This window comes from Cellulosimicrobium cellulans, from assembly GCF_007679345.1.
In the GTDB taxonomy this organism is placed as follows: Bacteria; Actinomycetota; Actinomycetes; order Actinomycetales; family Cellulomonadaceae; genus Cellulomonas; species Cellulomonas cellulans_A.
In genome coordinates, this window is record NZ_VEGH01000007.1 from 68,016 (window position 1) to 92,294 (window position 24,279).

Consider the following 24,279-nt stretch of genomic DNA (forward strand, 5'->3'; position numbering starts at 1 on the left):
TCCGGCGCCCCCGGCGCCGACGACGACGCGCGTGACCTGTGGCACGGCGGGAAAGCGACACACGATGTCCCACATCCTCGACTCGATCGACGCGGCTTCGCTCCGCACCGACGTCCCGGACTTCCGCCCCGGCGACACGCTGAAGGTGAACGTCAAGGTCGTCGAGGGCAACCGCTCCCGCGTCCAGGTCTTCCAGGGCGTCGTGATCGCCCGCCAGGGCGACGGCATCCGCGAGACCTTCACCGTCCGCAAGGTGTCGTTCGGCGTCGGCGTCGAGCGCACCTTCCCGGTGCACTCCCCGACCCTGGAGTCCATCGAGGTCGCCACCCGCGGTGACGTCCGTCGCGCGAAGCTGTACTACCTGCGCAACCTCCGCGGCAAGAAGGCCAAGATCAAGGAGAAGCGCGACGCGGTCCCGGCCAAGCAGGCCTGAGCCACCGCAGCACGCCCGACGGGCGGCCACCCCACGCCGGGGTAGCCGCCCGTCGGCCGTCTCGCGCAGGTCCTGTGCCCACCGGCGCGTGGGTGTGGGCGAGGGCTCGGACGACGTGGGAGAGTGATCCGGTGACGGACCAGGACGCAGCACCCGCCAGCCACGAGGCGCACGCCGGCGGGGTCGCGGGGCGACGGCGCGGGCCGGTCACCTCGTTCCTGCGGGAGACGGCGATCATCCTCGTCAGCGCGATCGTGCTGTCCTGGCTGGTCAAGACCTTCCTCGCGCAGGCCTTCTTCATCCCGAGCGCGTCGATGCACGACACCCTGATCGAGGGCGACCGGGTGCTCGTCAGCAAGCTCGCGCCGGGCCCGCTCGACATCCACCGCGGCGACATCGTCGTGTTCTCCGACCCCGGCGGCTGGCTCGACCAGCAGGTCGTCCCGGAGACCAACGCCTTCCAGGACGCGCTGATCGCGATCGGGCTCATGCCGCAGCAGTCCGAGGACCACCTCATCAAGCGCGTCATCGGCCTGCCCGGCGACCGGGTGGCCGCCACCGGCGACGGCTCGCCGGTCACCGTCAACGGCGTCCCCGTGGACGAGTCCGAGTACCTGGCACCGGGCGCCAGCCCGAGCCACCTCGCGTTCGACGTCGTCGTGCCGTCCGGCTCCATCTGGGTCATGGGCGACAACCGGCAGCAGTCCGCGGACTCGCGCTACCACCTCGGCGACCCGGGCGGTGGCTCCGTGCCGGTCGACGACGTCGTCGGCACCGCGTTCGTCAAGCTCTGGCCCCTCGACCGGATCGGCCTCCTGCGCAACCCCGGGGACGTGTTCGAGGACGTCCCCGACCCGTCGTGACCACCGCCGGCCGCGCGCGCTCCGCGTGGAACCGGGCCGCGCCGACGCTCCGGGTCGAGCGCCAGATCATCCGGGACGGCGTCCCGGCGCTCGCCTGCGCCGACGAGGTCGGGCGAGGCAGCCTCAGCGGTCCCGTGACCGTCGGCGTCGTCGTCGTGACCGCCGAGAGCCGGGCCGTGCCGCAGGGCGTCCGGGACAGCAAGCTGCTCAGCGCACCCGAGCGCGAGCGGCTGGCCCCGCTCATCCGGCGCTGGGCCGCGTGCTGGTCCGTCGGGCACGCCGAGCCCGCGGAGATCGACGCCTACGGCATCATCGCCGCCCTGCGGCTCGCCGCGCACCGGGCCCTCGCGGGCCTCGAGCTCGCGCCGGGCGCGCTGCTGCTCGACGGCAACCACGACTACGTCACCACCCCGGCGCAGGACACGCTGCTCGGGCCGCCGCCCGTGCTCGACGTCGTGCCGCCCGTGCGGACGATCGTCAAGGCGGACCTGCGGTGCGCGGCCGTCGCCGCCGCGAGCATCCTCGCCAAGACCGAGCGCGACGCCATCATGACCCGGCTGCACGACGACCACCCGGAGTACGGCTGGGCGGAGAACAAGGGGTACTCCGCACCCGAGCACCTCGCCGCCCTGCGCCGGCTCGGGCCGACGCCGCACCACCGGACGTCGTGGCGGCTGCCGGGGGTGGGCGGGGCGGGCGCCCCGGATCCCGGCGCGCCCGGGCCCCTCGGGGACGCCGTGCTGCCCGGTGAGCCGCTGACGCTCGACGTCGCGGGCTGACCGCGGGGTCGGTGCGCCCGCACCGGTCGGTCGCGAGGCGCGGGGCGTGCGTCGGTGCGGGTCTCGCGCCCGGATGGGGGATGATGGCCCGGTGAGTGCCGAGGACCTGGAGAACTACGAGACCGAGATGGAGCTCGCGCTCTACCGCGAGTACCGCGACGCCGTGGGCCTGTTCTCGTACGTCGTCGAGACCGAGCGCCGGTTCTACCTGGCGAACCACGTGGACCTGCAGGTCCGCTCCGCCGCGGGCGAGGTCTACTTCGAGCTGACGCTCGCCGACGCGTGGGTGTGGGACGTGTACCGGTCCGCGCGGTTCGTGAAGTCCGTGCGCGTCGTGACGTTCAAGGACGTCAACGTCGAGGAGCTGGTCAAGGCCGACCTGGACCTGGGCTCGGGCGGCGGCTTCGGGCGGTAGGAGCCCGGGAGCGCGGGCGACGTCCCGAGCGGGCCGTCTCCTGCCCGGGTGGCGTGCCGCTCACCGGGCGGGCGCCGAGTCCTCCACAGGGCGTGCGGCGTGCGTCGTCCCCAGGTGCGCCCCGGGCCGGGCGTGCGGCGGCGGCGTGTCCCGGCAGCCTCGGTGCCGGAGGTGGTGCCGATGCGCACGCGGAACGAGACCGGCCGGCTGGGCGAGGACCTGGCGGCGCGGCTCCTGGAGAACGAGGGCTGCACCGTCCTCGACCGGAACTGGTACGGCCCGGGCGGTGAGCTCGACCTCGTGGTGTACGACCCGGTCGAGGACGCCGTCGTCGGCGTCGAGGTCAAGACCCGCCGCACCACGACCTACGGCACCCCGCACGAGGCGGTGACGCCGCGCAAGGTGCGGCGCCTGCGGGCGCTGCTGGCCGCCTGGCTCGCCGCGCACGACGTCCACGCCCGGTCGGTCCGCCTGGACCTCGTGGCGGTCGAGCTGCGCGCGGGGCGGCCCCCGCACGCCGAGCACCTCGCGGAGATCGGCTGATGGCGCTCGGACGGACGCGCGCCGTGGGGCTCGTCGGGCTGTCGGGGCACCTCGTCGAGGTCGAGGCGCACCTCGCGTCCGCCCTGCCCGCCTTCGTGCTCGTCGGGCTGCCCGACGCCTCGCTCGCCGAGGCGCGCGACCGGGTGCGCGCGGCCGTCGGCTCGACCGGCCTCACCTGGCCCAACCGGCGGATCACGGTCAACCTCTCGCCCGCCGCGCTCCCGAAGTCGGGGCCGGGGTTCGACCTCGCCGTCGCCGTCGCCGTGCTGGCCGCGGCGGAGCTCCTGGAGGGCCGGCGGGCCGCGGGGGTGGTCCACCTGGGGGAGCTCGGGCTCGACGGGCGGCTGCGGCCCGTGCGTGGCGTCCTGCCCGCTGTCGCCGCGGCCGTGGCCGCGGGTCACCCGGACGTCGTCGTGCCCGAGGCCGACGCCCCCGAGGCCGCCCTCGTGCCCGGCGCGCGGGTCGTCGGCTGCCGCAGCCTCGCGCAGGTGGTGCACCGCTACGGCGGGTCCGTCGTCGTCACCGACGAGCCCGCCGTCCCGCCCGTGCGCGCCCTCGGCGCCCACCGCACCCCGCCCGGTGACCTCGCCGACGTCCTCGGGCAGGGCGAGGCGCGGGGAGCCGTCGAGGTCGCCGCGGCGGGCGGGCACCACCTGCTGCTCGTGGGGCCGCCCGGCGCGGGCAAGACCATGCTGGCGTCCCGGCTCCCTGGCCTGCTGCCCGACCTCGACGAGGCCGAGGCCGTCGAGGTCACCGCCGTGCACTCCGTCGCCGGCACCTTCGACCCGGCCGGCGGCCTGCTGCGCCGGCCGCCCTACGAGGACCCGCACCACACCGCCACGCCCGCCAGCATCGTCGGCGGGGGCTCGGGGCAGCCCCGGCCCGGCGCGGCATCCCGGGCGCACCGGGGCGTGCTCTTCCTCGACGAGGCGCCCGAGTTCCCGACCGCCGTCCTGCAGACGCTGCGTCAGCCGCTCGAGCACGGCGAGGTCGTGGTGCACCGGTCAGCCGGTGCCGCCCGGTACCCCGCGCGGTTCCAGCTCGTCCTCGCGGCCAACCCGTGCCCGTGCGGGCGCGCCATCGGGGCGGGGCTCGCCTGCACCTGCGGGTCGCTCGCGCGCCGGCGGTACTTCGGCAAGATCTCCGGGCCGCTGCTCGACCGGGTCGACGTCCAGGTCGAGGTGCCCCCCGTCCGCCGAGCCGAGCTGGGCGACCCCGCCGAGAGCACGGCCACCGTCGCCGCACGGGTCGCCGTCGCGCGCGCGGCCCAGGCCGAGCGGTGGGCGGGCACGCCGTGGCGGGTCAACGGCGAGGTCCCGGGACGCGTGCTCCGCGACCGGCTCGGCGCCGACCGGCGGCTGCTGGGCCTGGTCGACGAGGGCGTCGACCGCGGCACGCTCACCCTGCGCGGGGCCGACCGGGTGCTGCGGCTGGCCTGGACCGTCGCCGACCTCGCGGGACGGGGCGGGCCCGTGCCGGACGACGTCGGGCGGGCCGTGGCGCTGCGGACCCGGGGACAGGCGTCGTGAGCGGCACCGGGGACCGGCCGGGCGCCAGGGCCGGCGCCGACGCGTCCGGGGTGTCCCGTGGTGGGGCGTCGGCGGGTGCCGAGCGACGCGGCGGGCCGTGGGCGGCCGGGCGGGGCGGTCGGGCGCGGGCGGCCGAGCGGGGTGGCGAGGCGTGGGCGCGTGCCGCGTGGAGCATCGTCGCCGAGCCGGGCGACACCACGGCTGGTGCCGTCGTGGCGGCGCTGGGTGCGCCCGCCGCCCTCGCCTGGGCCCTGTGGGCGGTGACGGTGACCCCGGCGGACGCGGTGCGTCGGCTACGGGACCTCGCGCGCTCCGACGACCGCGCGGGTGGTCCGGTCGCGGACCCCGCCGCCGTGACCGGGGGACCCGAGGACGGCACCCGCCACCGTGACCCCGACGGCTCTCCGGTCGGCGGCGTCGACCCCTGGCCGGCGAACGTCCTGCGCGTGCTCGCCCGGGCGCTGCCGCGCTGGGCGCCCCGGCTCGCCGACCTGGACCCGCGTCCCGCGCTCGACGCCCTCGGCGAGCACGCCGGCGTCCTGCTGGTCCCGGGGTCCCCGGCGTGGCCTCGCGGGCTCGACGACCTCGGACCCGCTGCGCCGCTCTGCCTCTGGGTCCGGGGCCGGCCGGGCCTGGCGGCGCTGGCGGCCCGGTCGGTCGCCGTGGTCGGCGCGCGGGCGGCCACGGCGTACGGCGAGCGCGTCGCCGGCGATCTCGGCGTCGGCCTCGCGGAGCGGGGTGTCACCGTCGTGTCGGGCGGCGCCTTCGGCGTGGACGTCGCGGCGCACCGCGGCGCCCTGGCGGCGGGCGGACGGACCGTCGCGCTGCTCGCCGGTGGGATCGACCGCCCGACGCCCGCCGGCAACCTCGCGGTGCTCGAGCGGATCGTCGACGACGGGGGAGCGCTGGTCGCCGAGAGCCCGCCCGGCACCCCGCCGAGCCGGGCGCGGTTCCTGCAGCGCAACCGGGTGATCGCCGCCCTCACCGGCGCGACCGTGGTCGTGGAGGCGGCCTGGCGCAGCGGTGCACTCAGCACGGCGGCCCGGGCGGCCGAGCTCTTCCGGCCCGTCGGTGCCGTGCCCGGCCCGATCACCTCGACGGCCTCGGTCGGGTGCCACCGGTTGCTGCGCGACGGTGCCGCCGTCTGCGTGACCGACGCGACGCAGGTGGTGGAGCTCCTCGACCCGCCGGGGGCCCGAGGACCGGGTGACGCGGGACATGCCGCGGCGGGGCCGCTCACCGGGCGTACCGCGGTCGGGCCACCCGCGGCGTCACCGGGGCCCTCGGGGTCACCGCCGCCCGCCGTGGCCGACCGCGCGGACAGCCCGGCCTCGCGCACCCTCGACGCGCTCCACCGCCGGCGCGCCCTGGCCGTTCCGGAGGTCGCCCGGCGCGCGGGGCTGGCCGAGCACGAGGTCGTCGTCGCCCTCGGGCTGCTCGAGCTCGCCGGAGCCGTACGCCTCGTCGACGGGCGTTGGCGACGGGCGGACGACCGCTCCGGGAGAGGCGGACCCGTGGAGCGGGACCCGGAGGGCCAGCGAGCACCACCTCGATGAGGTGGGCGCCGGCGGCGGGAGGGACTCCGGGGCCGGGCGCCCCGCCTGCGATGTGCCGAGTTCCCGGGGAGCGCCGCGAGACGAGGCGGGCGCCGGTGATGCAGGACATTCCCGGACCCGCTGGGACGCAAAGCCGTATCGGCGGTCGGGAATTCGCAGACGAGGGCGCAGCGCCGGCGTTCACCCGTGCGGCCCCTGGTCAAACCGCGCGCAGCCCTGCCTCTGGCAGGATCGCGCCCAGGAAAACGCATTCACCCGCTCGGACGACCCACGACACGACGGGGACGTGTCCGACAGGTGGACGCGGTCACGCCGGAACCGCTGCCGAACGGTAGGAAATCCCGACATGGAATCGGACATATGACCGTGATTCGTACAGGGGTGGGTGAAACGCGCCACAGACCGCTTGTCGCCCGGAGGTGTGACAGGTGACCGTAGTGCCGTGCACACGGGGGCAGCAGTGGACTCGGCTCGGGGGACCTCCCCGATGACCGACGCCTTCGCGCTCCACCTGCGCGCCCAGCGGGGGCTCTCCGAGAACACCGTGCGGGCCTACCTGGGCGACCTGGACGACCTCGCGGCCTACGCGCGCCGGCACGGGGTGCCCGAGCTGACGGGCGTCGACATCGCGGTCCTGCGCGGCTGGCTCGCCTCGATGGCGTCCGCCGAGCGCAGCCGGGCGACGCTCGCCCGGCGTGGTGCGGCGGCGCGCACCTTCTTCGCGTGGGCGGCCCGCACCGGGCGCGTCGCGCAGGACCCGGCGCTGCGTCTGGCGAGCGCCCGGCCCGCGTCGCACCTGCCGACCGTGCTGGACCAGGGCTCGGCCGCCGCGCTCCTGGACACGGCCCGGGTGCGCGCGGACGACGGCGACCCGGTCCACCTCCGGGACTGGGCGGCGCTGGAGCTGCTGTACGCCACCGGCGCGCGCGTCGGCGAGCTGTGCGGCGCCGACGTCGACGACCTGGACCTGGCCACGCGCACGATCCGGCTCACGGGCAAGGGCGACAAGCAGCGCGTCGTCCCGGTCGGGGAGCTCGCGGTCGAGGCCGTCGAGGCCTGGCTGACGCGGGGTCGCCCGGTGCTCGCGACGGAGACCTCGGGGCCGGCGCTGCTGCTCGGCCGGCGCGGCGGACGTGCGGACCAGCGCCAGCTGCGCCAGGCTGTGCACGACGTGTCCGCCGCCGCCGGCGTGAGCGACGTGGCCCCCCACGCGCTCCGGCACTCGGTCGCCACCCACCTCCTCGAGGGCGGGTCCGACCTCCGCAGCGTGCAGGAGGTGCTGGGCCACGCGAGCCTCGCCACCACGCAGCGCTACACCCACGTGACCGCGGACCGCCTCCGCGCGTCCTTCGAGCAGGCCCACCCCCGCGCATGACGTCCGAGATGGAGAGGCCCATGTCAGTTCCGGCTGAGGACACGGTCCCGCTGGCTGCCTCGTCGCGCCGCGGGGCGGGTGCGCCCACCGCGCCCCTCGGCGTCATCCCGCGGCAGCAGTCGCCGGAGGTCGACGACCTCGACCTCGACGCCGCCGGGGCGATCGCCGTCGCCACCGAGGCCGCGGAGGTCGACCTCGACGACGCCGTGCTCGAGGCGGTCGTGACGCTGACCGCGGTCGAGGACCCGGAGCTGGACGAGCTCGACGCGCTCGCGGACCCCGTGGTGGACCCCGTCGCGCAGGACTGGCAGCTGTTCAAGTCGGGCGGCGACCGTCTGGTGCGCGAGCGGCTGATCCTGCACTACGCGCCGCTGGTCACCGCGGTCGCCGGGCGGGTCGGCATGCGCCTGCCGGCGATGGTGGAGCAGGCCGACCTGGTGTCGTACGGCATGTTCGGCCTGATCGACGCGATCGAGAAGTACGAGCCGGGCCGCTCGGTCAAGTTCGAGACGTACGCGAGCGCGCGCATCCGCGGGGCGATCATCGACGAGCTGCGCGCGATGGACTGGATCCCGCGCTCGGTGCGGACGAAGGCCCGCGCGGTCGACCGCGCCTACGCGGAGCTGGAGAGCGCGCTGCACCGCGTGCCGACCGAGTCCGAGGTGGCGGCGCGGCTGCAGATGGACATCCGCGAGCTGCGGGCGCTGTTCACCCAGCTGTCCACCGTGAACGTCGCGGCCCTGGACGAGCTGCTCGGGGCGGGGGAGGACCGCGGCGACCGGCTGTCGCTGCTGGACACCCTCGGCGACGACCGCACCCCGGACCCCGAGAACTCCTTCGAGGCGCAGGAGACCAAGTTCCTGCTGGCGCGGGCGATCGACCAGCTCGGCGAGCGGGAGAAGCTCGTCCTGGTCCTCTACTACTACGAGGGCATGACGCTCGCGGAGATCGGTCGCGTCCTGGGCGTGACGGAGTCCCGCATCTCGCAGATGCACACGGCCGCGATGCTGCGCCTGCGCGCGCGGCTGACCGAGGCCGACCGCGGCTGACCCGGTCCCGGCGGCCCCGGTGCCGTCGGCGAGCAGCACCACCGGGCCGCCGCGGAGCAGCAGCACCGGGTCGAGGTAGGCGTCGCCGTCGCGCACGCCCCAGTGCAGGCACGTCGGGGCGCAGTGGCTGCGGTCGGCGGTCACGCTCCCGACCACCGCCCCGGCCGCGACCCGGTCGCCCACCGCGACCGCCGCGGCGACCGGCTCGACGGAGCTCCGCAGCCCGTCGTCGTGCCGGACGGTGAGCACGGGCCGGTCCACCACGACGCCCGCGAACGTGACGACACCGGCGCGGGGTGCGAGCACGCGCGTGCCGACGGGTGCGTCCAGGTCGACGCCGCGGTGCCCGGCGGCCCACGGGACGTCCGGGCCGTCGAACGGCTCGACGACGACCACCGGCTCGACCGGCGGGCGCCACCCGTCGGCGGCGGCGACGACGGCGAGGGTCGGGGCCGGCCCGAGGACGGCGCGCGCGGTCGGCACCAGGGCCCCGACCAGCGCCAGCAGCAGCGCTCCGGTCAGGACCCGGTGGGGGAGCGGGACGGCGGACATGGCACCGAGGGTGCGCCGGACGCGCGGGCCGGACGGCATCCCAGACGTCCCGCCTGGGGACGCGACGCGTCGGGCGCGCTGTGGAGGACTCGGCGCCCGCCTCCGGACCGGAGGGTCGCGTGAGAGGCTCGGGCGCGTGGGCGGCACGGGCGCCACGTCGGCGTCGCGCACGTCACGCCCGCCCGGGTCCGGCGCCGGTCCGGGCGCTGGCGGCGGTCCGGTAGACTCCTTCCTGCGACCGGTGCGTGCCGGTCGACATCGCGCGTCATCACCGACGCACACACCCCACCGCCCCGGCGGGAGAGGTGCGTGCGGAGGGCCGGCGCCGGCAGCGGTCCGGGACCCCAGGGGCCCGGTGTCGGCAAGGGCGTGGCGCCAGGGGCGCGTCCCGACCGGGAGGCGTCGACAACCGGACGAGCGGGTGCGCCGAGGCGGGCCCGCGATCACTGTGCGCGCCCCCGACGCGGGCGCGCGGAAGGACCACCATGGCCGTCGTGACCATGCGCCAGCTGCTCGAGAGCGGTGTCCACTTCGGGCACCAGACCCGCCGCTGGAACCCCAAGATGAAGCGCTTCATCTTCACCGAGCGCAACGGCATCTACATCGTCGACCTGCAGCAGTCGCTGTCCTACATCGACCGCGCGTACGACTTCGTCAAGGAGACGGTCGCCCACGGCGGCACCATCCTGTTCGTCGGCACGAAGAAGCAGGCCCAGGAGCCGGTGGCCGAGCAGGCCGCCCGCGTCGGGATGCCCTACGTCAACCAGCGCTGGCTGGGCGGCATGCTCACCAACTTCCAGACGGTGAACAAGCGCCTGCAGCGCCTCAAGGAGCTCGAGCTCATCGACTTCGACGACGTCGCGGGGAGCGCGTACACGAAGAAGGAGCTCCTCATCATGCGTCGCGAGAAGGACAAGCTCGCGAAGACGCTGGGCGGCATCCGCGACATGACCCGGACCCCGTCCGCGGTGTGGATCGTGGACACCAACAAGGAGCACCTGGCCGTCGACGAGGCGCGCAAGCTCGGCATCCCGATCGTCGCGATCCTCGACACCAACTGCGACCCGGACGTCGTCGACTACCCGATCCCGGGCAACGACGACGCGATCCGCGCCGTGCAGCTGCTGACCCGCGTGATCGCGGACGCGGCCGCCGAGGGCACGCTGCAGCGCCACTCGGGCCGCCAGGGTGGCGCCGAGGCCGCGTCGGCCGAGTCCGAGCCGCTGGCCGAGTGGGAGCGCGAGCTCCTGGCCGGTGCCGAGGAGTCGCTGGCCGCCACGCAGGCGACCGCCGACGAGGCCCCCGCGGGCGAGCCGACCCCGGCCGAGGGTGCTGCCACCCCGGGCCAGGACGCCGCTCCGGCCGTCGAGGCCGCTGCCGAGGCCGCCGCGACCGAGACCGCCGCCGCCGAGTCCGAGGGCGACGCCGAGTCCGAGTGACCCGGCCCGCTCATCGCACGCACTGACGAGTTAGGACGGAACAGATGGCCAACTACTCCATGGCCGACATCAAGGCGCTCCGCGAGAAGACCGGCGCGGGCATGATGGACGTCAAGAAGGCGCTCGAGGAGGCGGAGGGCGACGCCGACAAGGCGCTCGAGATCATCCGCGTCAAGGGCCTGAAGGGCGTCTCCAAGCGCGAGGGCCGCTCGGCCTCCGACGGCCTGGTCGCGGCCGAGGTCGTCACCGCCGGCGACGGCGAGGACGAGGTCGGTGTGATCGTCGAGGTGAACTCGGAGACGGACTTCGTCGCCAAGAACGCCACGTTCATCACCCTGTCGGAGAAGGTGCTCGCCACGGCGGTCGCCTCCGGCGCCCGCGACGCGGACGCGCTGCTGTCCGCGGACGTCGAGGGCAAGTCCCTGCAGGACGTCGTCGACGAGACGGCCGCCGTGCTCGGCGAGAAGGTCGTCGTGCGCCGCGTGGCCCGCGTCGCCGGCGAGAAGGTCGCCGTCTACCTGCACAAGGTGAACAAGGACCTCCCCCCGCAGGTCGGCGTGCTCGTCGCGACCGACGCCAAGGGCGCCGAGGTGGCGCGCGACATCGCGACGCACGTCGCCGCGTTCTCGCCGACCTACCTGACGCGCGACGAGGTCCCGGCCGAGACGGTCGAGAACGAGCGCCGCATCGCCGAGGAGACCGCCCGCAACGAGGGCAAGCCCGAGGCCGCGCTGCCGAAGATCGTCGAGGGCCGCCTCAACGGGTACTTCAAGGACGTCGTCCTGCTGGACCAGCCGTTCGCGAAGGACCCGAAGAAGTCGATCGCCCAGGTGCTCGCCGAGGTCGGCGGCACGGTGACCGGCTTCGTGCGGTTCCGCGTCGGCGCCTGACGACGCCACACCCGGTGGCCCCGGCCCGTACGGGCCGGGGCCACCGGTGCGAGATCCCCGCAGCCACCCGCCGACGACCTGGAGGAACCCCATGACCGAGACCCAGCCGCGACGGGTGCTCCTGAAGCTGTCGGGCGAGGCGTTCGGAGGCGGGGCGATCGGCCTGGACGCCGGCGTCGTGCGCCGGGTGGCCGCCGAGATCGGGGCCGCGGTCGCCGACGGCGTGCAGGTCGCGATCGTCTGCGGGGGCGGCAACTTCTTCCGCGGCGCCGAGCTGGCCCAGAACGGGCTCGACCGGGCGCGCGCGGACTACATGGGCATGCTGGGCACGGTCATGAACTGCCTGGCGCTGCAGGACTTCCTGGAGCAGGCCGGCGTGGACACGCGCGTGCAGACCGCCATCACGATGGGCCAGGTCGCCGAGCCGTACATCCCGCTGCGCGCCATCCGGCACCTGGAGAAGGGCCGGGTCGTGATCTTCGGCGCCGGCGCCGGCATGCCGTACTTCTCGACGGACACGGTCTGCGTGCAGCGCGCCCTCGAGACGCACTGCGACGAGGTGCTGATGGGCAAGAACGGCGTGGACGGCGTCTACACCGCGGACCCGCGCACCGACCCCACGGCGACGAAGCTCGACCACCTCACCTACACCGAGGCGATCGTCCAGGAGCTCGGCGTGATGGACTCGACCGCCCTGTCCATGTGCCGCGACAACGGCGTGCGCATGCGGGTGTTCGGGCTCGAGGAGGCGGGCAACGTCACCCGGGTGCTCCGGGGTGAGAAGATCGGGACGCTGGTCACCGAGGACTGACCGCCCGGCGACCCGCCCGGCCGCACGCCACCACGCTGGACCAGAACGACAAGGAGCAACCGTGATCGACGAGATCCTCCTCGAGGCCGAGGAGAAGATGGACAAGGCCGTCGAGGTCGCCAAGGAGGACTTCGCCGCGATCCGCACGGGCCGTGCGAACGCGGCGATGTTCAACAAGATCACGGTCGACTACTACGGCAGCCCGACGCCGCTGCAGCAGCTGGCGTCGTTCAACGTCACCGAGGCGCGCACGATCCTGATCTCCCCGTTCGACAAGTCGTCGATGCAGGGGATCGAGAAGGCGCTGCGCGACTCGGACCTGGGTGTGAACCCGACGAACGACGGCAACGTCATCCGCGTGACCCTGCCCGCGCTGACCACCGAGCGCCGCAAGGAGTTCGTGAAGCTGGCGAAGACCAAGGCCGAGGACGCGCGCATCTCGGTGCGCAACGTGCGCCGCCGCGCCAAGGACGAGCTGGACCGCCTGGTCAAGGACGGGGAGGCCGGCGAGGACGAGGTCGTGCGCGCGGAGAAGGAGCTCGAGGCCGTCACCAAGCGGCACGTCGACCTGGTCGACCAGCTCCTGTCCTCCAAGGAGACCGAGCTGCTCGAGGTCTGATGTCGTCCCAGCCCGCTGTCGCCCCGGCGCCCGGCACCTCGCGTGCCGGGCGTGATCTGCCCGTCGCCGTCGCCGTCGGCCTCGGGCTCCTGGTCCTCGTCGCCGCGTCGCTGTTCATCCGCAGGGAGGTCTTCGGCCTCATCGCGGTCGCGGCGGTGGGGGCCGGGCTGTGGGAGCTGGCGCAGGCGTTCGCCCGCAGGGGCGTGCACATCCCGGTGCTGCCGCTGCTCGTCGGCGACGTGGGCATCCTCGTCTCGGCGTACGTGGCGGGGATGGAGGCGCTGTTCGTCGCCTTCGTGCTGACCGTCGGGGGCATCGTCGTCTGGCGGGTGCTCGACGGCAGCGGCCCGCGGGCGGTGCGTGACGCCACCTCGGGGGTGTTCGCGGCGGCGTACCTGCCGCTCATGGCCGGGTTCGTCATGCTGATGCTGGCGGCCGAGGACGGCGCGATGCGGGTGGCGCTGTTCATCCTGCTGTGCGTCGCGAACGACACCGGCGGCTACGTCGTCGGCGTCCTGATCGGCCGGCACCCGCTGGCGCCGTCGGTCAGCCCCAAGAAGACCTGGGAGGGCCTGCTCGGCTCGGTCGTGCTGGCCTCCGTGGTCGGCGTGCTGGGCGTGCACCTCATGTTCGACGGGGACCCCGCCGTGGGTGCGCTGCTGGGCGTCGCCACCGTCGTGGTCGCGACGCTGGGCGACCTGGGGGAGTCGCTCATCAAGCGCGACCTCGAGCTCAAGGACATGGGCACCCTGCTGCCGGGGCACGGCGGCATCCTGGACCGGATCGACTCGATGCTGCTGGCCGCCCCGGTGGTCTACCTGCTGCTCGAGGCGCTCCAGCCCGTCGTCGGCGCCTGACGTCGCACCGGTCGGCTCCCAGCCGGCACCCAGCCCCACCCGACACGATCACCACCACGCCCCCGAGGAGGACCGCGTGAGCGCCACGCCCGTCGCACTCAACCTGTCGGCCCCGACCCGCGGGGCCCGCGGCAAGCCGCCGAAGCACTTCGTCGACCTCACGCCCTCCGAGCGCGTCGAGGCCGTGACCGCGCTCGGCGAGAAGCCGCTGCGCGCGAAGCAGCTCGCGACGCACTACTTCAGCCACCTGACGGTCGACCCCGCGGCGATGACGGACCTGCCCGCGGCGAGCCGCGACAAGCTGGTCGAGGCGCTGTTCCCGCCGCTGCTCACCGCCGCGCGCACGCTGCAGGCGGACGGCGGCACCACGGTCAAGACGCTCTGGCACCTGTTCGACGGCGCCAAGGTCGAGTCGGTGCTCATGCGGTACGCGCACCGGTCCACGCTCTGCGTGTCCAGCCAGGCGGGCTGCGGCATGGCCTGCCCGTTCTGCGCCACCGGCCAGCTCGGGCTCACCCGCAACCTGTCGACGGCGGAGGTCGTCGAGCAGGTGCGTGCCGCGGCCGCCGCGCTGGAGGCCGGCGAGGTGCCCGGTGGGCCGACCCGGCTGTCGAACGTCGTGTTCATGGGCATGGGCGAGCCGCTCGCGAACTACAAGACCGTCATGGAGACGGTGCGCCGCATGGTCGCGCCGGTCCCCGACGGCCTGGGCATGTCGGCCCGCAACATCACCGTCTCGACGGTCGGCCTGGTGCCCGCGATGCGCAAGCTCGCGAAGGAGGGCATCCCGGTGACGCTCGCGCTGTCGCTGCACGCGCCGGACGACGAGCTGCGCAACGAGCTGGTGCCGATCAACACCCGGTGGAGCGTCGCCGAGACGATCGACGCCGCCTACGAGTACTTCCAGGCGACCGGGCGCCGGGTGTCCATCGAGTACGCGCTGATGCGCGACATCAACGACCAGGCGTGGCGCGCCGACCTGCTGGGCACCGAGCTCAACCGGCGGGGCCGCGGCTGGGTGCACTGCAACCCCATCCCGCTGAACCCCACGCCCGGGTCGAAGTGGACGGCGAGCGATCCCGCGGTGGAGCAGGAGTTCGTGGCACGCTTGCGCGCACACGGCATCCCGACCACCGTCCGGGACACCCGTGGGTCCGACATCGACGGTGCGTGCGGCCAGCTGGCGGCTGAGGAGGACTGATGAGCGGCGGCGCCATGTTCCGGCGGGTCACCGGGATGCGGACGGGGTACCACCCCGAGGAGGTCGACGACTTCTTCACCCACGCCCGGACGGTCTACGAGCAGGGCCCCGCCGGTGCGCTGTCCAGCCGTGACGTGCGGACCGTCGCGTTCGACCTCGTCCGGCACGGGTACTCCACCACGGCGGTCGACGCCGCGCTCGACCGCCTGGAGGCGGCGTTCGTGGCCCGGTCCCGCGCCGACTTCATCGCCGACCGCGGCCGCCAGGCGTGGATGGAGACGCTCGCCGAGCAGGCCCGGAGCCTGTACGGCCGGCTGACGCGTCCCGCCGGCGAGCGGTTCGCCCACCCGAAGGGCCGCCAGGCGGGCTACGACGTCGCCGAGGTGGACGCCCTGTGCGACCGGCTCGTCGCGTACTTCGACACCAACGCGCCCCTCAGCGCCCAGGAGGTGCGCTCCGCGGTGTTCGCGCGCCGCAAGGGCGCCCGCGCCTACGCCGAGGGGCCGGTCGACGCGTTCCTCGAGCGCGCCGTGGACGTGCTGCTCGCCGCGGAGTGACCTCCGCTCGGGCAGGATGGGGCGGATGAACGCGCGCACCGTCGTCCTGCTCGGCTCCACCGGATCGATCGGCACCCAGGCCGTCGACGTGATCACGCGGAACCCCGACCGGTTCCGGGTGACCGGGATCAGCGCGGGCGGGTCCGACCCGGTCGGGCTGGCGCGGCAGGCCGTGGCGCTCGGCGCGCAGACGGTGGCCGTGGCCGACCCGGACGCCGCCGGCACCGTGTTCGCCGAGGTCGTGCGCGCCTGCGCCGAGGCGGGGCTGCGCCAGGTCGGCGTCGAGGTGCTCACGGGGCCCGACGCGGCGTCGCAGCTCGCCGCCCGCGGGGCGGACGTCGTGCTCAACGGCATCACCGGGTCGGTCGGGCTCGGGCCGACGCTCGCCGCGCTCGGCTCGGGCAGCGTGCTGGCGCTGGCCAACAAGGAGTCGCTGGTGGCCGGCGGCCCGCTGGTGCGGGCCGCGGTGCAGCGCCCCGGGCAGGTCGTCCCGGTGGACTCGGAGCACTCGGCGATCGCCCAGTGCCTGCGCGGCGGCCGGCGCGCCGAGGTCCGCCGGCTGGTGCTCACCGCGTCGGGCGGGCCGTTCCGCGGCCGGACCCGCGCCGAGCTCGCGGACGTGACGCCCGAGCAGGCGCTCGCGCACCCGACCTGGTCGATGGGGCCGGTCGTGACGATCAACTCGGCGACGCTCGTGAACAAGGGGCTCGAGCTGATCGAGGCGCACCTGCTGTTCGACGTGCCGGTGGCCGACATCCAGGTGGTCGTGCACCCGCAGTCCGTCGTGCACTCGATGGTCGAGTTCGCCGACGGGTCGACGATCGCCCAGGCGTCCCCGCCCGACATGCGGCTGCCGATCGCCCTCGGGCTGTCCTGGCCCGACCGGCTGCCCGGGGCCGCCGCGCCGGTGGACTGGACGCGCGCGGGGGCGTGGGAGTTCGAGCCGCTGGACGAGGACACGTTCGGCGCCGTCGGCCTGGCCCGGGCGGCCGTCGCCGCCTCCGCCACGCACCCGGCGGTGTACAACGCCGCCAACGAGGAGGCCGTGGCGGCGTTCCTCGCCGGACGGATCGGGTTCCTCGGGATCGTGGAGACCGTCGAGGAGGTGCTGGCCGCGCACGACGGCGGCCCCGTGCGGGACGTCGCGGACGTGCAGGCGGCCGAGGACTGGGCCCGCGCCCGCGCCCGGGAGCGCGTCGCCGCGGCCTGAGACGGGGCCGCCGGGTCGCGCGTGCCGGGTCAGTCCTCGCCCGCGAGACCGGTGAGCAGGCTCGGGCGGCCCGTGGCGCGCTCCTCCCGGTCGGCCAGGGCGGCCGCGCCGTCCCGGAGCGCCCCCGCGAGCCGGTCCGTGAGCCGCCGCGTGGCCGCGCCGTCCAGGCCGCCCGACCCGGGGCCCGCCGGACCGCGCACCACCCACGGCAGCCGCGTCAGCGCCCCGTCACCCCCGGTCAGCAGGTCCGCGAGGGTCCGCCCGGCGAGGTTCCCCGCCGCGACGCCGTCGTCCCCGCTGCCGTCCGCCCACGCGAGCCCCGCACCGGCGTCGAACCCGAGCGCGGGCAGCGGGCCCCCGGCGAGCGCGACGCCCCACGCGTGGGTGGTCCGCGCCTCCGCACCGGGGGGCAGCAGGCCGCCCAGCGCCCGGTGCAGGCGCAGACCGGCGGCGAGGTCCTGGCCGGACGGTGCGGGGGGCTGCCGGGCGGTCCGCAGGCTGAGGACGAGCCGGTCGTCGGCGGTGCGCAGGGCCCGGACGGGGCGGTGGCCGGCGTCCGCGAGGACGACCCCGCGCCGCAGGCCGAGCGCCGCCCAGACGTCCTCGCCCAGCGGCGCGGTGGCGACGGCGTGCCGGCCGCCCGCGGGGCGCCCGCCGCCCGTGGCGCGCACGACGAGGGGTGCGCGCACGGTGCCCTGGTCGGTGACGACGGCGCCGGGGGAGAGCCGCAGGGCGCGGGTGCCCTCGGCCACGCGGGCGCCGTGCGCGGTCAGCACGTCGACGAGGCCCCGGACGAGCGCGACGGGCTGCAGCCGACCGACGTCGGGGGCGAGGGTGCCGCCGAGCGCGCCGGGCACCCGCGCCGACCCGGCCACGTCGTCCGGCCCGAGCAGCTCCACCTCGTCGCCCCACGCCCGCGCGGCCTCCGCCTCGGCGGCGAGGCGGGCGAGCTGGGCCGGGGTGCGGGCGACGGTGAGCAGGCCGCCGACCGCCACGTCGCCGTCGATCTGCTCGGCCGCGGCGACGCCGCCCACCTCGACGACGGCGTCGCGCAGGGCGGCGCGCGCGGTCCGGGCGGCGTCCGGGCCGTGCGCCGCGGCGACCCGGGCCGCGGCGGACGCGGGCCCGGCGCCGAACCAGCCGCCGGTCCGCCCGCTCGCCCCGGCCCCGGCGACGTCCCGCTCGACCACGAGCACGTCGAGGGCGGGGTCCGCCTCGAGGAGGTAGTACGCGGTCCACAGGCCGGTGAGGCCCGCGCCCACGACGACGACGTCCGCGGTGGTGTCCCCGTCGAGCGGGTCGCGCGCCGGGCGCGGGTCCGCGGCCTCCGCCTGGTCGAACCACAGGGACCGCGACGACGGGTCGCCCCCGGTGCTCCACCGCAGCGCGAGGGCGGAGCGGTCGGTGCCGGGCCCCACCTCGTGCACGTCGTCCACGTCGCCTCCCGGGGGTCGTCGGCCGTCGCACCGATCGTAGGGTCCGTCCCCGGAGGTGCAAGGTCGTCGCCGGACGGGTGATCCCGCGCGCGACCGGGGTCCGCACCCCTCCGGCGCGGGGCGGCGCGGGGTACCGTGCCACGACCAGCCCACCCCGCCAGCAGCGCCCCCGCCGCCCGGACCGCCCGGAACGAGCCGCCATGTCCGCACCCGCACCACCGCCGCGGGACCTGCCGGTCGCCCGCAGGTCCGGCGACCCCACGCTGGGCCTGATCCGGCGCGTGCTGCTGGTGTGCCTGCTGTTCGGGGCGGTGTCCGTCGCCGCGGTGGCCGTCCTGCGCCGGGACGACGCGCTGCTGCGGGCGGCGTCCCCGGTGCTCCTGGTCGTGGTCCTGCTGTTCGCCTGGCTGGTGCTGCGGCGCCCGGCGGCGACCGTGCCGGTCTCCCGGGTCGTGCTGACCGGGCTGGACGTGCTCTGGCTGGTGACGATGGGCAGCCGGCTGGCGACCGCGACCGGCGGCGGCTGGGACGCGCTGTTCCCGACGACGTTCATGGGCCTGGCCCTGTTCGTGGTGATCGGCTACCTGGTGTTCCCGACCCGGTTCGCGGCGCTGCACGCGGGTGCGGTGGTGCTCGCGACGCTCGGCGTGGGCTGGGCGGGGCTCGCACTGGGGCCGTCCGGTCCCGAGACCCGCCAGCACGCGGTCGACCTGGCGCGGTACGCGGTGTACCTGGCGGTGCTCGCGGCGATGGTCTGGGTGCTGTCCCGCACGAAGGAGCACGCGGCCCGCGCGTTCCAGGTCGCCGAGCGGGCGAGCGCGGAGGCGGCGTCGATGCGCGAGATGGCCTACCGCGACCCGCTGACCGGCGCCGCGAACCGCCGCCGGCTGGAGGACGAGCTCGCCTACCAGGCGCGGGTCGTCGGCTCCGGCCTGGACGTCGCGCTCGTGTACCTCGATCTCGACCGGTTCAAGGCCGTCAACGACGTGCACGGGCACACCGTCGGTGACCGCGTGCTGGTGGCGGTCGCCCGGGCGCTGGAGCAGCACGTGCGGTCCGGCGACCTGGTGGCCCGGCTCGGCGGGGAGGAGTTCCTGGTGGTCGCCCCGGGGACGGGTGCGGGGGACGCCCGGGCGCTGGCCGAGCGGCTGCGGGCCGCGGTCCCGGGGGCGGTGCGCGCGCAGGCGCCGGTGGACGTGACGGCGAGCCTCGGCGTGACCGCGCTGCGGGCGGGGGAGGAGCCGGCGGCGGCGATCGGGCGGGTGGACGCGCTGATGTACCGGGCGAAGCGAGCGGGCCGGGACCGGGTGGCGGTCGACGACGACGAGGACCCGCCGAACCCCGCGCCCCCCGACCTGGCCGACGTCCAGCGCGTCCCCAGGAATCCGGGGCAGGATGGGGGGTCGTCCCACCCCCGCCGGGCCGACCCGCTCGGCGGGCAGCCGCACTGAAACGGAGACCTCCCGCATGGCCTACGCGATCGGCGTCGTGGTGTTCGTCGTGGGCATCCTCGTGTCCATCGCGCTGCACGAGGTCGGCCACATGGTGCCCGCCAAGAAGTTCGGCGTGCGGGTCAGCCAGTACATGGTCGGCTTCGGCCCGACGCTGTGGTCCCGCACGAAGGGCGAGACCGAGTACGGCGTGAAGGCGATCCCGCTCGGCGGCTACGTCCGGCTGATCGGCATGTACCCGACGCCCGAGGCGGTCGGGAACCCGCCGGTGCGCGGGTTCTTCAGCCGGATCGCCGCGGACGCCCGCGAGGCGAGCGCGGAGGAGATCCGCCCGGGGGAGGACCACCGGGCGTTCTACCGGCTGTCGACGCCGAAGAAGCTGGTCGTCATGCTCGGCGGCCCGGTGATGAACCTGGTCATCGCGGTGGTGCTGCTGGCCGTGGTGCTGGTCGGCATCGGCGTGCAGGGCGCGAGCACGACCCTGTCCTCGGTCAGCCAGTGCGTGCTGCCGGCGAGCTCCACCGCGACCGAGTGCGCCGCGGACGACCCGGCCGCCCCGGGCGCGGAGGCGGGCCTGCGGCCGGGCGACACCGTGGTGTCGTACGACGGCGTGGCGATCACGTCCTGGGAGCAGCTCAGCGGGCTGATCCGGGGAACAGGAGCGGAGCCGGTGCCGGTCGTCGTGGAGCGGGACGGCGCGCGCGTGGAGCTGACGGTGACCCCCGTGGTCGCCGAGCGCCCCGTGACCGACGACGCCGGGCAGGTCGTCCTCGACGACGCGGGCGACCCGGTGACCCGCGAGGTCGGGTTCCTCGGCGTCAGCCCCGGGACCGAGCTGCAGCGCCAGCCGCTGTCCGAGGTCGTGACGCTGACCGGCGACGCGGTGGTGCAGACGATGAAGGCCGTCGTCACCCTGCCCGCGAACCTGGTGGGCATCGCCGAGAGCGCCTTCGGCGACGGGGAGCGCAGCGCCGAGGGCGTGCTCGGTCCGGTCGGTGTGGCCCGGCTGGCCGGTGAGGTGGCCTCCTCGGACGCCACGGGCGTCGGGGTCGCGGAGCGGGTGTCGGGGATGCTCAGCCTGCTCGCGTCGCTGAACATCGCGCTGTTCGTCTTCAACCTGATCCCGCTGGTGCCGCTGGACGGCGGTCACGTCGCGGCGGCGCTCTGGGAGGGCCTCAAGCGGCAGGTCGCGCGGCTGCGGAAGCTGCCCCGCCCGCGGCCCGCGGACGCGGCGCGGCTGCAGCCGGTGGCGCTCGCGGTGTTCGTCGTGCTCGGCGGGATGGGCCTGCTGCTGGCCTACGCGGACATCGTCGCGCCGGTCACGTTCGGCTGAGCCGCGCCGTGTCGGGCGCGCAGCGGCCGTCCGGTGCGATGATGAGCCGGTGAGCACCCCCATCAGCCTGGGCATGCCGGAGGCTCCTCCGCCGGTGCTGGCCCCCCGCCGGCCGACCCGGAAGATCCGCGTGGGCAAGGTCGAGGTCGGGGGTGACGCCCCGGTCAGCGTGCAGTCCATGACCACCACGCTGACCGCCGACGTCAACGCGACCCTCCAGCAGATCGCCGAGCTGACCGCGGCCGGCTGCGACATCGTCCGCGTGGCGGTGCCCAGCCAGGACGACGCGGACGCGCTGCCCGCGATCGCGCGCAAGTCGCAGATCCCGGTGGTCGCCGACATCCACTTCCAGCCCCGGTACGTGTTCGCGGCCATCGACGCCGGCTGCGCCGCGGTGCGGGTGAACCCGGGCAACATCCGGAAGTTCGACGACCAGGTCAAGGAGATCGCCCGCGCCGCGTCCGACGCCGGGGTCTCGCTGCGGATCGGCGTCAACGCCGGCTCGCTCGACCCGCGGCTGCTGGCGAAGTACGGCAAGGCCACGCCGGAGGCGCTGGTCGAGTCGGCCGTGTGGGAGGCGTCGCTGTTCGAGGAGCACGACTTCCACGACTTCAAGATCTCGGTGAAGCACAACGACCCGGTCGTGATGGTGCGCGCCTACGAGCTGCTGTCCGAGCGCGGCGACTGGCCGCTGCACCTCGGCGTCACCGAGGCGGGCCCGGCGTTCCAGGGCACCATCAAGTCGGCGACCGCGTTCGGGGCGCTGCTCAGCAAGGGCATCGGCGACACGATCCGGGTGTCCCTCTCGGCGCCGCCGGTCGAGGAGGTCAAGGTCGGCATCAGCATCCTGCAGTCGCTCAACCTCCGGCCGCGCAAGCTCGAGATCGTGTCCTGCCCGTCGTGCGGGCGCGCGCAGGTCGACGTGTACTCGCTCGCCGAGCGGGTCACCGCCGGGCTCGAGGGCCTGGAGGTGCCGCTGCGCGTCGCCGTGATGGGCTGCGTCGTCAACGGGCCGGGCGAGGCGCGCGAGGCCGATCTCGGCGTCGCGTCCGGCAACGGCAAGGGGCAGATCTTCGTGCGCGGCGAGGTCGTGCGCACCGTGCCGGAGTCGGCCATCGTCGAGACGCTGATCGACGAGGCGATGCGGATCGCCGAGAGCATGGAGCCGGCCGAGGGCGGCGCCGGCGGCCCCGTGGTGACGGTGGGCTGACGCCGGTGCGCGGGCTCTGGGAGGACCTGGCGGCGGGGCGGCCGCCGGCCGGCACGGGCGGCGCCCGGGTGCTGTCCGACGCCGACCTGCCGCGCGCGCTCGCGCTGTGCGCGCAGGACCCGGTCGCCGCGGTGCTCGCCACCACCCGGCTGGAGCAGGCGGCGGCCGTCGGGCTGCGGCGCTCCGGCGGTCAGCTGTGGGGCTACGAGGTCGACGGGACGCTCGTCGCGCTGGCGTGGGCGGGCGCGAACCTGGTCCCCGTCGCCCCGGACGCCCGGGAGCGTGCGGCGGCGCTGGACGCGTTCGCGGCGATGGGCCGGGCGCAGGGGCGGCGGTGCTCGTCCGTCGTCGGCGACGCCGACGCGGTGCTGCCGCTGTGGGAGCGACTGGCGCCCGCCTGGGGCGCCGTGCGGGAGGTGCGCGCCGAGCAGCCCTCGATGGTGATCGACGGCGACCCGGCCGTGGCCCCCGACCCCGCGGTCCGCCGGTCGGTGCCCGAGGAGTACGAGCTGGTGCTGCCGGCCTGCGTGCGCATGTTCACCGAGGAGGTCGGCTACTCGCCGATCGGCGGCACCGGCGGGGCGTACGAGGCGCGGGTGCGCTCGCTGGTCCGCGAGGGCCGGTCGTTCGTCCGGGTCGACCCCGGCGACGACGGGTCGCCCCAGGTGGTGTTCAAGGCCGAGCTGGGGGCCGTCGCCGGCGGCGTGGCGCAGGTGCAGGGCGTGTGGGTCGAGCCGACGCGCCGCGGCGAGCGGCTCTCCGAGGCCGGGATGGCGGCCGTGGTCGCCCTCACCCGCCGCGACGTGGCGCCGACGGTGTCCCTGTACGCGAACCACTACAACGAGCGGGCGCTCGCGGCGTACCGCGCCGTGGGCTTCCGCCGGGTCGGGACGTACGCGACGGTGCTGTTCTAGGCGCCGGCGGTCGCGCCGGCCGTCGTCGCGGTGGCGTCCGCCAGCGGCTGGTCGGCCGCCAGGCGGTCCCACAGGTCCTGCGCCTGCGACGTCCACACGACGCGGTCGCGGTCCTGCGGCGCCGCGGCCACCGGCACGGTCACCGGCTGCAGCGTCGCCGGGTCGACGTCGCGCAGGGTGAGCGCGAGGCCGGCCAGGTCGCGCACGTCCGCGAGGCCCTCGCTGATGGACAGCGAGCGCGTGACGGACGACAGCACCGGCATCAGGGTGCCGGGGTCGGTCAGCAGCCCGGCACCCTGGACCTGGGCCGCCAGCGCGTCGACCAGCTGCTGCTGCCGCTCGATGCGCGCGAGGTCGGACCCCATCTCGAGCCCGTTGCCGGTGCCCGTGCGGGCCCGGAGGAACTGCAGCGCGGTGGTGCCGTCGAAGGTCTGCGGGCCGGCGGGGACGTGCAGCCCGGCCTTGGGGGAGTCCATCGCCTCGGGCAGGTCCATCGGGACCCCGCCCAGGGCGTCGATGACGTCCCGGACGCCGTCCATCTTCACGACGACGCTCTCGTCGGTGCGCAGGCCGCTGGCCTGCTCGAAGGTCCGTCGCGTGCACGCGGCCGCGGCGGCGAGGTTGCCGGTGTCGCCCGCGCCGATCGAGAACGCCTCGTTGAACATCTGGTCGGAGCGCGGCTCCGTGGTGCTGCCGTCCTCGAGGATGCACGACGGGATGTCGACCAGCGAGTCGCGCGGGATCGAGACGACGTCGACCCGGCTGCGGTCGGCCGACAGGTGCACGAGCATCGTGGTGTCGGACCGCATGCCGTCGACCTCGCCCGCGAGGGCGGCGTTCTCGCCGTCGCGGACGTCGGTGCCCATCACCAGGATGTTCAGCGGCCGGCCCGCGTAGCCGTCGACGGGGTCCGGCTCGACCGCGGTGGGGCGGTCGTCGCCGAGGAACTGGTCGACGTCGGCCGCGTCGATCCCGCCCTGCACCTGCGCGTAGAGCGCCACGGCGCCGGAGGTGCCGCCGAGCGCGAGGACGCCGACGGTCGCGGCGGCGACGCGGGCGACGCGGCGGCCCGCGGCGCTGCGGGCGGGGCGGACGTGCCGGGCGGGCCGCTGCACGGCGCGGCTGTGCCGGACGGCGCGGTCGCCGCTGCGGGGGGTCTCGGGCATGCCACCCACGGTAGGGAGGACCCCGCGGGGGGCGCTCGGCGAGGGCGGAGAGTCCTCGCAGGGATCCTGTGCGGGAGGTGTGAAGCCCGGG

At 75.7% G+C, this 24,279-nt stretch carries 23 protein-coding genes and 1 pseudogene; 21 read left to right on the plus strand and 3 right to left on the minus strand.

Translation table 11 applies throughout. From position 1 onward, the window contains the following. Positions 1-64 precede the first annotated feature (64 nt). From rplS to whiG, 9 genes are all read left to right on the plus strand, one after another. Positions 65-433 (plus strand): 50S ribosomal protein L19, encoded by a 369-nt coding sequence (gene rplS / locus FS882_RS10910; protein ID WP_158373097.1) that lies wholly within the window; start codon positions 65-67, stop codon positions 431-433. A 131-nt stretch (positions 434-564) separates the two neighbouring features. Beyond that, positions 565-1,296: a signal peptidase I gene (gene lepB, locus FS882_RS10915; RefSeq protein ID WP_262348220.1), complete on the plus strand. Its 732-nt coding sequence runs from the start codon at positions 565-567 to the stop codon at positions 1,294-1,296. After that, the gene (locus FS882_RS10920; RefSeq protein ID WP_222848194.1) at positions 1,293-2,075 is read left to right on the plus strand and encodes a ribonuclease HII; all 783 of its coding nucleotides are present in this window, start codon (positions 1,293-1,295) and stop codon (positions 2,073-2,075) included. Before lepB ends, FS882_RS10920 begins: the two co-directional genes overlap by 4 nt. 91 nt (positions 2,076-2,166) lie before the next feature. Beyond that, positions 2,167-2,490 (plus strand): DUF2469 domain-containing protein, encoded by a 324-nt coding sequence (locus FS882_RS10925; RefSeq protein ID WP_147793871.1) that lies wholly within the window; start codon positions 2,167-2,169, stop codon positions 2,488-2,490. Positions 2,491-2,670: 180 nt separating this feature from the next. Further along, on the plus strand, positions 2,671-3,033 hold the full coding sequence (locus FS882_RS10930; protein WP_158373098.1) for a YraN family protein: 363 nt from the start codon (positions 2,671-2,673) through the stop codon (positions 3,031-3,033). Next, the gene (locus FS882_RS10935; protein WP_158373099.1) at positions 3,033-4,562 is read left to right on the plus strand and encodes a YifB family Mg chelatase-like AAA ATPase; all 1,530 of its coding nucleotides are present in this window, start codon (positions 3,033-3,035) and stop codon (positions 4,560-4,562) included. Before FS882_RS10930 ends, FS882_RS10935 begins: the two co-directional genes overlap by 1 nt. Next, positions 4,559-6,118, plus strand: a complete 1,560-nt coding sequence (gene dprA / locus FS882_RS10940) for a DNA-processing protein DprA (RefSeq protein WP_262348221.1) — start codon at positions 4,559-4,561, stop codon at positions 6,116-6,118. Before FS882_RS10935 ends, dprA begins: the two co-directional genes overlap by 4 nt. Before the next feature lie 487 nt (positions 6,119-6,605). Next, entirely contained in the window at positions 6,606-7,493 is an 888-nt protein-coding gene (locus FS882_RS10945) for a tyrosine recombinase XerC (RefSeq protein WP_158373100.1), read from the plus strand. 20 nt (positions 7,494-7,513) lie between these two features. Further along, entirely contained in the window at positions 7,514-8,542 is a 1,029-nt protein-coding gene (gene whiG / locus FS882_RS10950; RefSeq protein ID WP_158373101.1) for an RNA polymerase sigma factor WhiG, read from the plus strand. Between the two features lie 78 nt (positions 8,543-8,620). On the opposite strand, the pseudogene FS882_RS10955 reads toward whiG, so the two are convergent. Beyond that, positions 8,621-9,133: pseudogene (locus FS882_RS10955) on the minus strand (M23 family metallopeptidase); the annotation flags it as partial. Between the two features lie 446 nt (positions 9,134-9,579). On the opposite strand from FS882_RS10955, the gene rpsB reads away from it, so the two are divergent. From rpsB to dxr, 8 genes are all read left to right on the plus strand, one after another. Beyond that, entirely contained in the window at positions 9,580-10,533 is a 954-nt protein-coding gene (gene rpsB / locus FS882_RS10960) for a 30S ribosomal protein S2 (protein WP_158373102.1), read from the plus strand. A 44-nt stretch (positions 10,534-10,577) separates the two neighbouring features. Beyond that, positions 10,578-11,423 carry a translation elongation factor Ts gene (gene tsf, locus FS882_RS10965; protein WP_158373103.1) on the plus strand — a complete coding sequence of 282 codons (846 nt, stop codon included), beginning with the start codon at positions 10,578-10,580 and terminating at the stop codon, positions 11,421-11,423. A 91-nt stretch (positions 11,424-11,514) separates the two neighbouring features. Beyond that, positions 11,515-12,234: a UMP kinase gene (pyrH, locus tag FS882_RS10970; RefSeq protein ID WP_158373104.1), complete on the plus strand. Its 720-nt coding sequence runs from the start codon at positions 11,515-11,517 to the stop codon at positions 12,232-12,234. A gap of 61 nt (positions 12,235-12,295) precedes the next feature. Continuing rightward, on the plus strand, positions 12,296-12,853 hold the full coding sequence (frr, locus tag FS882_RS10975) for a ribosome recycling factor (protein WP_158373105.1): 558 nt from the start codon (positions 12,296-12,298) through the stop codon (positions 12,851-12,853). After that, positions 12,853-13,710 carry a phosphatidate cytidylyltransferase gene (locus tag FS882_RS10980; protein WP_158373106.1) on the plus strand — a complete coding sequence of 286 codons (858 nt, stop codon included), beginning with the start codon at positions 12,853-12,855 and terminating at the stop codon, positions 13,708-13,710. Before frr ends, FS882_RS10980 begins: the two co-directional genes overlap by 1 nt. Positions 13,711-13,786: 76 nt before the next feature. Further along, positions 13,787-14,911 (plus strand): 23S rRNA (adenine(2503)-C(2))-methyltransferase RlmN, encoded by a 1,125-nt coding sequence (gene rlmN, locus FS882_RS10985; protein WP_158373107.1) that lies wholly within the window; start codon positions 13,787-13,789, stop codon positions 14,909-14,911. Beyond that, a complete protein-coding gene (locus FS882_RS10990) occupies positions 14,911-15,468 on the plus strand; it encodes a DivIVA domain-containing protein (protein ID WP_158373108.1) in 558 nt (185 codons plus the stop codon). Before rlmN ends, FS882_RS10990 begins: the two co-directional genes overlap by 1 nt. A 25-nt stretch (positions 15,469-15,493) precedes the next feature. Further along, positions 15,494-16,678 carry a 1-deoxy-D-xylulose-5-phosphate reductoisomerase gene (gene dxr, locus FS882_RS10995; RefSeq protein WP_158373109.1) on the plus strand — a complete coding sequence of 395 codons (1,185 nt, stop codon included), beginning with the start codon at positions 15,494-15,496 and terminating at the stop codon, positions 16,676-16,678. Positions 16,679-16,707: 29 nt separating this feature from the next. On the opposite strand, the gene FS882_RS11000 is transcribed toward dxr, so the two are convergent. Beyond that, complete coding sequence (locus FS882_RS11000) at positions 16,708-18,114, minus strand: NAD(P)/FAD-dependent oxidoreductase (protein ID WP_187365260.1); 1,407 nt, start codon at positions 18,112-18,114, stop codon at positions 16,708-16,710. Between the two features lie 200 nt (positions 18,115-18,314). Here FS882_RS11000 and FS882_RS11005 point away from each other — a divergent pair, with 200 nt between their 5' ends. From FS882_RS11005 to FS882_RS11020, 4 genes are all read left to right on the plus strand, one after another. After that, positions 18,315-19,565: a sensor domain-containing diguanylate cyclase gene (locus FS882_RS11005; protein WP_158373111.1), complete on the plus strand. Its 1,251-nt coding sequence runs from the start codon at positions 18,315-18,317 to the stop codon at positions 19,563-19,565. Positions 19,566-19,581: 16 nt separating this feature from the next. Then, positions 19,582-20,898: a M50 family metallopeptidase gene (locus tag FS882_RS11010; RefSeq protein WP_158373112.1), complete on the plus strand. Its 1,317-nt coding sequence runs from the start codon at positions 19,582-19,584 to the stop codon at positions 20,896-20,898. Between the two features lie 73 nt (positions 20,899-20,971). Continuing rightward, entirely contained in the window at positions 20,972-22,108 is a 1,137-nt protein-coding gene (gene ispG / locus FS882_RS11015; RefSeq protein ID WP_222848198.1) for a flavodoxin-dependent (E)-4-hydroxy-3-methylbut-2-enyl-diphosphate synthase, read from the plus strand. A 5-nt stretch (positions 22,109-22,113) separates the two neighbouring features. Continuing rightward, positions 22,114-23,022 carry a DUF4081 domain-containing GNAT family N-acetyltransferase gene (locus FS882_RS11020; protein WP_262348222.1) on the plus strand — a complete coding sequence of 303 codons (909 nt, stop codon included), beginning with the start codon at positions 22,114-22,116 and terminating at the stop codon, positions 23,020-23,022. Here FS882_RS11020 and FS882_RS11025 read toward each other — a convergent pair. Beyond that, entirely contained in the window at positions 23,019-24,188 is a 1,170-nt protein-coding gene (locus FS882_RS11025; protein WP_158373114.1) for an LCP family protein, read from the minus strand. The genes FS882_RS11020 and FS882_RS11025 overlap by 4 nt on opposite strands. Between the last annotated feature and the right edge of the window lie 91 nt (positions 24,189-24,279).